A 6,328-nucleotide genomic window follows, 5' to 3' on the forward strand; every position below is an offset into this window, starting at 1 on the left:
GGCGTGGTCGGGGTCGGGGTGGGTCCGCCGAGCCGGTCGGCGACCAGGATGCCCCGGCCGTTGGTACCGAGGTAGACCCGGCCGTAGACCCGGGGGTCGCCGGTCAGCGCGTCGCCCGCGTTGCCGTACTGGTGCTGGTCGTCGTTGATCCGCACCCAGGACGCACCGGCGTCGTCCGAGCGGTGGACGCCGGGCGTGCCGTCGACGGTGCCGAACAGGTACAGCGCCGGGTACGTCTGCCCGGGGGCCGCCTTGCCGAAGCCGATGTTGCCCGAGGTGCTCACCGCGCCGAGCCTGGTGAAGCTGGCCCCCGAGTCGGTGGAGCGCCACAGGCCGCCGGTACCGGCCAGCCACAGCTCCCCCTGCCGGCCGGGTACCGCCTTGAACCGGACGTTGCCGGTGGCGGGCAGGCCGGTGGCGGCCGAGGCGGTGAAGCTGGCCCCGCCGTTGGTGCTGACGTAGAACCGGCCGCCACTGAAACCGTAGAACCGGTTCGGGTCGACCCGGTCGGACTCGACGGTGGCGTTCGCCGGGATGCCGGTCGACGCGGCCCACGAGGTACCGAAGCCGACCGCGTGGACGACCTGCCGACCGGCGTCGCCCGGTGCCCAGACGAACCGGCTGCCGTCGGCCGCCGCGGCGACCGTACCGCCGTTGTTGATGCCGGACGGCTCGCTGCCCTGGAACCAGTTCGCCCCGCCGTCGGTGGAGAAGGCGACGTGACTGTCGTTCGGTCGGTCCGCGTCGGTGAAGTTGCCCGCCCGGACCAGCACCGACGGGTTCGTCTCGGCGTAGTCCAGGCTGGTGGTGCTGGTGAAGGTCGGCTGGGTGAACATCGTCGCCGGTACGGCGTCCAGGCTGGTGTGCCGGAAGCCGCCGATGTCACCGAGCGCGCTGACCAACGGCGCACCGGACGGCGGGCTGATCAGGTCGAGGACGGCGGTCTCCTCCAGCCCCTTGACCATCGGCTTGATGGTGAACTGCTCGGCGGTGCCCCATCTGGTCAGCTCGGTGGTGCCGTAGATGGTCGCGCCGGTGCCGTACATCATCCGGTTGGAGTCGTGCGGGTCGATCTCCATCGACTCGTTCATCCAGCCCAGCTTCGGTGAGACCTCCGGCGGGTTCGGGTTGCTGTTGCCGAAGTTCAGCCACGGCGCCGAGGAGATGTCCATCGTGTAGCGGAAGCTGCGGTTGGGGTAGCTGGTCCAGTCCCAGATCCGGGTCCAGGTGGCGCCCCCGTCGGTGCTGCGGAAGAACTGCGCGTCCGGCCACCAGGAGATCTGGGTGGCCACCATCAGCGTGTTCGGGTTCTGCCGGTCGATGGTCAGCCCGCTGTACCCGAAGTAGCCGTCGGTGCTGCTGGACGGCACCGGCGAGATCTGGGTCCAGGCCCCGGTGGCCCGGTTGAACTTCCAGACGTCCCCCTTGGCCCCGTCGTACGGGCCGCCGGTGTCGCTGGTGGCGATGTAGAGGAAACCGCCGACCGGGTCCACCACGCCCTTGTGCGCGAGGTAGCCGGTGGGTTGACCGGGGATCCGCTCCCAGGTGGCGCCACCGTTCGTGCTCCGGTACACCGGGTTCTGCTTGTCCGCCACCCCGACGTAGACGGTCTGCGTGGCGGTGCCGGCCGTACCCGTGCTCTTGTCGAAACTCACCCAGGTCAGACCCTGGTTCTGGCTCTGGTAGCCGCTGGAGTCGTTCGGGTCGGCGACGTAGTTGCCGACGTTCGGGAAGTTCGCCACCTTCGCCCAGGTGGCCCCGTGGTCGGTGCTGCGCCACAGGCCGTTGCCGCCCTCGGCGCCGTAGTACACGATGCTGTTCTTGTTGGGGTCGACGGCGAGCCGCTCGCCCATGCCCCGGCCGGGCATGTTGCCGCCGTTCTTGAACGGCAGCTCGGTGACCTGCCAGGTGGCGCCCCTGTCGGCGGAGCGGAGGATCGCCCCGTTGTTCGGGTCCCAGCTGTTGGTGTACATACCGACCGCCGCGTAGACCCGGTTGGTCTGCACCGGGTCGGTGGCGACGCTCACCACCCCGTTCCAGCCCCACCGGTCCGCGCCGACCCAGTCCAGCAGCGGCGTCCAGGACTGGCTGGCCTGTTCCCAGCGGTACAGCCCACCGATGTCGGTACGGGCGTAGATCAGGTTCTTCTCGGTGGGGTTGAAGACGATGCCCGGCACGAAGCCACCGCCGTCGATCCGGACGTTCCTCCAGGAGTACGGTTCGGCTGCGGCGGCTGCCGCCTGGGTGGTCGGGCTGAGGGTCAGTTGGGCCGCCACGACCGTCGCCGCGGCGGCGAGCACGGTCGCGAGGGTGCCAGCGAGACTTCTCCGCATCAGCGGTTCCTCTCGGGTACGGGTGACGTCGGGCCGACGGCGTCAGCCGCGTCACCGGTGTGAGCACACGGTGCCTGCCGGAGTTGCCCTGACTCCCGGGGAGCTGCCCTGGCTCCCCCACCCGGCGCGCTGGCTCCCGCACCCGGAAGCAGACATTCACACACCCCGAAGAACGGTGTCAATAGCCCGCCGGTCCGGCGACTTGGAATGGACCGCAAACTATGTTTCCGGTGTTCCGGGGCTTCCCGGTCGGCGACTTTCACCCGGTACGGGTGAGCAGCGGTCACCCGTACCGGGGTCACCCTGGCAGCGACGGAACCTAGTCGCGGGAGGGACCAACCATGGCCACGGCAGCGATCACCCGCACCGACCAGGACATCCAGTCCGACGTGCTGGACGAGTTGAACTGGGAGCCACGGGTCCAGCCGAACGAGATCGGCGTGACGGTCTCCGAGGGCGTGGTGACCCTCACCGGGTGGGTGGACAGCTACGCCAAGAAGTGGGCCGCCGAACGGGCCGCGCACCGGGTGGATCGGGTCCGGGCGGTGGCCAACGACGTCCAGGTCCGCCTGGCCACCTCGGCACAGCGGACCGACGCGGAGATCGCCACCGCCGCCACCCGCGCGCTGGAGTGGGACGCGTTCGTACCGCTCGACGGGCTCGACGTCACCGTCTCCGGCGGGTGGGTGACGCTGCGCGGCGAGGTCGAATGGGAGTACCAGCGGCGGGCCGCGGAACGTTCGGTCCGCCGGCTCACCGGGGTGCGCGGGCTGAGCAACGGGATCGTGGTCCGCCCGGCGGGCCGGCCGACCCGGGGCGACCTGACCGACCGGATCACCCGCGCCCTGGTGCGCAGCGTCGAAACCGACGCGGAACGGATCTCCGTGGAGGTGCGGGGCGACACGGTGATCCTCGACGGGCTGGTGCGGTCCTGGCTGGAACGGGACGAGGCGGAACGGGTCGCCTGGTCGGCACCCGGGGTCGCCGAGGTGCACAACCACATCACCGTCCGGCTGTGAGGCGACGATGACGACGCCGTTGCAGATCACGGTCAGCCGGCTCCGGGTGCCGGTCGACGCCTCCGACCACGTCCGGGGCGCCGCCGACGCGGCGGTGACCGTCGTCGAGTACGCCGACTTCCAGTGCCCGCACAGCGGCACGGTCCACCCGGTGCTGCGGGAGGTGCTGCGCCAACGGGCCGACCTGGTCCGGCTGGTGTACCGGCACTTTCCGCTCGCCGAGGTGCACCCGTACGCCGACGCCGCCGCGGAGGTGGCCGAGGCGGCGGCGGTCCGGGGCCGGTTCTGGGAGCTGCACGACTGGCTCTTCGAGCATCAGGACCAGCTCGACCCGGTGCACCTGTCGCTCGCCGCGCAGCAGGTCGGACTACCGGTCGAGGAGGTCGATCCGGAGGTCGAGCAGCACGGGTACGCCGACCGGGTACGCCGGGACATCGTCAGCGGTATCCGCAGCGGTGTGGACGCGGTGCCGGTGTTCTTCGTCAACGGCGTCCGCTACGACGGCCCGTACGGGCTGCCCGACCTGCTCGCCGCCGTGGACGGGGTGGCGAACGCCTGACCGGGTACCAACCCTTCCTTACAGCAGGTGGAGTTCGCGGGCGCGGCGGACGGCGTCGCGGCGCCGGGTGGCGGCCAGCTTCCGGTAGATGTTGCGCACGTGCGTCTTGACGGTGTTCACCGAGACGGACAGCTCGCTGGCGATCTCCACGTTGGACAGGATGCTCTGGAGATAGCGCAGGATGGTCAGTTCCCGCTCGGTCAGCGGTTCGCCGAGGGGGGTCGGGCCACCGGCGACGGCACCGTCGGGTCGGACCGGGACGCCACCGCTGCCGGTGGCGGGGATCCGGTCGCCGTGGTCCAGCAACTCGGTGAGGGTCGGCCAGTGGGCGGTACCGGTGTCGAGGTGGGCGACCAGCAGGTCCCGCGCCGACGGCACGCCGCGTAGCAGGAAACGCCGCAGCCCGTCCGGCTCGGCCAGGTCCAGTGCCCGTTCCAGCAGCCGGGCGGCCCGTCGGGGGTCCCCGGCCCGTTGCGCGAGCAACGCGTCGAGCAGGCCGGCTTCGACGCGTACCGCCACCGGCAGCCGGGCGGCGCCCGGCCCGTCCCAGTCGGGGAGTGCCCGTCCCGCCGCGTCCGGGTTGCCGGCGGCCAGTTCCACCCGGGCCAGGGTGACCGCCGCCAGGCTCGACCCGGCCGTCCGGGCGGCGAGCAGTTCCCGGGCCCGGGTCAGGTCGCCCTGCCCGGCGCGCAGGTCCGCCTCGGCGGCGGCCAGCCAGTTCCCCGGGCCGTCCGTGAGGTCACCGAGCCGCTCCCCGGCAGCGGCGAGCACCTGGTAGGCCCGGACGGGGTCCCCCCGGTCGGCCAGCAGTTGACTGTGGCAGCGGGCCGCGCTGGCGGTGAAGGCGGCCCGGTCGGGGCCGGCTCCGTCGGCCGTCGACCGCTCGGCCAGGGTGAGCTGGGCCCCGGCCTCCGCCGGCCGGTCCCGGTGCGCGGCGACCAGGGCGAGGGCGAGGTACGCGTACCCGCAGTCCACCCCGGCCGGCTGTGCCGGGCACGGTGGCCCGGTGAGCACCCCGGTGGCGAGCGCCTCGGCGGCGCGCAGTTCGCCCCGGAGGGCGGCGACCAGGGCGAGCCGGCTCGCCGCGACCGCCTCGACCCGGGGCAGCCCGGCCGGTCCGGCCTCGACGAGCCCGGTGGCGAGCGCGTCGGTGGCGGCGGTGAGCTGACCGGCGCCCAGTCCGGTCAACCCGAGCGCGGTCCGGGCGACGGCCCGTACCGCCGGACCCGGTGGTGCCGCCGCGTCCGGCGGGGCCAGCCGGAGCAGCCGGTCGGCGGCGGCCCGGACCTGTTCCGGATCACCGTCGGCCTGGGCCCGGACCAGCACCAGTCCGGCCGTCGCGCAGCGCAGCCGGGTGCGGTCCGGTTCCGGCAGGGTCCGGGCCGCCTCGTCGGCGGCGGCGAGGTACCCGTCGACCGCCGGCTGCCCGGCCGGCCCGGACCGTCCGGTGGCGTCGGCCAGGCCGAGCCGGTCGGCGGCGTAGGCCGCCGCGACCGCCGGGTGGTCCCGGATCAGCTCCTCCGGTGGTACGGGCACCGGTGGCTGGTCCGGCTCGTCCCGGTCGTACGGCAGCAGCGCAGGCCAGTGGTCGAGCAGCAGTCGGGTGGCGTCCGCCCAGCGGGCGGCGGCGAGGGTGTGCCGGAGGGCGGACCGGTGCCGGCCCACGTCGGCGTACCACCGGGCGGCCCGCCGGTGCAGGTTCCGTACCTGATCGTCCGGGCGGTTCGCCAGGCCTGCGCGGAGCAGGTCGGCGAGGAGCCGGTGGCAGCGGTACGCGGGCGGCCGGTCGGCGGTGCCGGTCAGGAAGCCGGTGCGCTGGTCGAGTTCGGCGAGGAGCTGGTCCGCGTCGTCCCGCCCGGTGAGCGCGCCGACCAGGTCGCCGGTGACCGGCTCGGTGACGGCTACACAGTCCAGGACGTCGCGCTGGCCGTCGGGCAGGCCGGCCAGCACCTCCGCGGTCAGGTAGTCCGCGATCTCCGGCTGGTTGCCGGTGAACCGCGCGGCGAAGCCGGCCGGGTCGGGGTGGTCCCGCAGGGCGAGGGCGGCCAGTCGCAGACCGGCCGGCCAGCCCTCGGTACGGTCCCGCAGCGCGGCGACGCCCGTCGGGGGTAGCGCCGCGCCGAGCGTGGCGAGCAGCTCCGCCGCCTCGTCGGCGGTGAAGGCGAGTTCGTCGGCGTGGATCTCGGTCAGCTCCCCGCTGACCCGGAACCGGTGCAGCGGCAGGGGCGGGTCGGTGCGGGCGCCGACGACCAGCCGGAGCCCGTCGTCGGCGTACCGGAGCAGGAACTCCACGGCCGCCAGGGCGGCCGGGTCGGCGGCCAGATGCAGGTCGTCGCAGACCAGGACGACCGGCTCGGACCGGCCGGCCAGGGCGGCGGCGAGCCGCTCCACGGCGGCCTGGTCGGGTGGGCCGGGGA

The 6,328-nt window shown here is 73.5% G+C and carries 4 protein-coding genes; 2 read left to right on the forward strand and 2 right to left on the reverse strand.

What is annotated here, in order from left to right:
• Positions 1-2,333 (reverse strand): xyloglucanase (locus tag GSF22_RS28955; protein ID WP_208817053.1); only part of this gene is annotated, 2,333 nt, incomplete at its 3' end.
• Between the two features lie 341 nt (positions 2,334-2,674).
• On the opposite strand from GSF22_RS28955, the gene GSF22_RS28960 reads away from it, so the two are divergent.
• Positions 2,675-3,352 (forward strand): BON domain-containing protein, encoded by a 678-nt coding sequence (locus GSF22_RS28960; RefSeq protein ID WP_208817055.1) that lies wholly within the window; start codon positions 2,675-2,677, stop codon positions 3,350-3,352.
• 7 nt (positions 3,353-3,359) lie between these two features.
• On the forward strand, positions 3,360-3,911 hold the full coding sequence (locus tag GSF22_RS28965) for a DsbA family protein (protein ID WP_208817057.1): 552 nt from the start codon (positions 3,360-3,362) through the stop codon (positions 3,909-3,911).
• Between the two features lie 18 nt (positions 3,912-3,929).
• Here the strand turns inward: GSF22_RS28965 and GSF22_RS28970 are convergent.
• Positions 3,930-6,328, reverse strand: a 2,399-nt coding sequence (locus GSF22_RS28970) for a LuxR C-terminal-related transcriptional regulator (protein ID WP_208817059.1), incomplete at its 5' end; no start/stop codon positions are given.

This window comes from Micromonospora echinofusca, assembly GCF_017614955.1.
Taxonomy (GTDB): Bacteria; Actinomycetota; Actinomycetes; order Mycobacteriales; family Micromonosporaceae; genus Micromonospora; species Micromonospora echinofusca_A.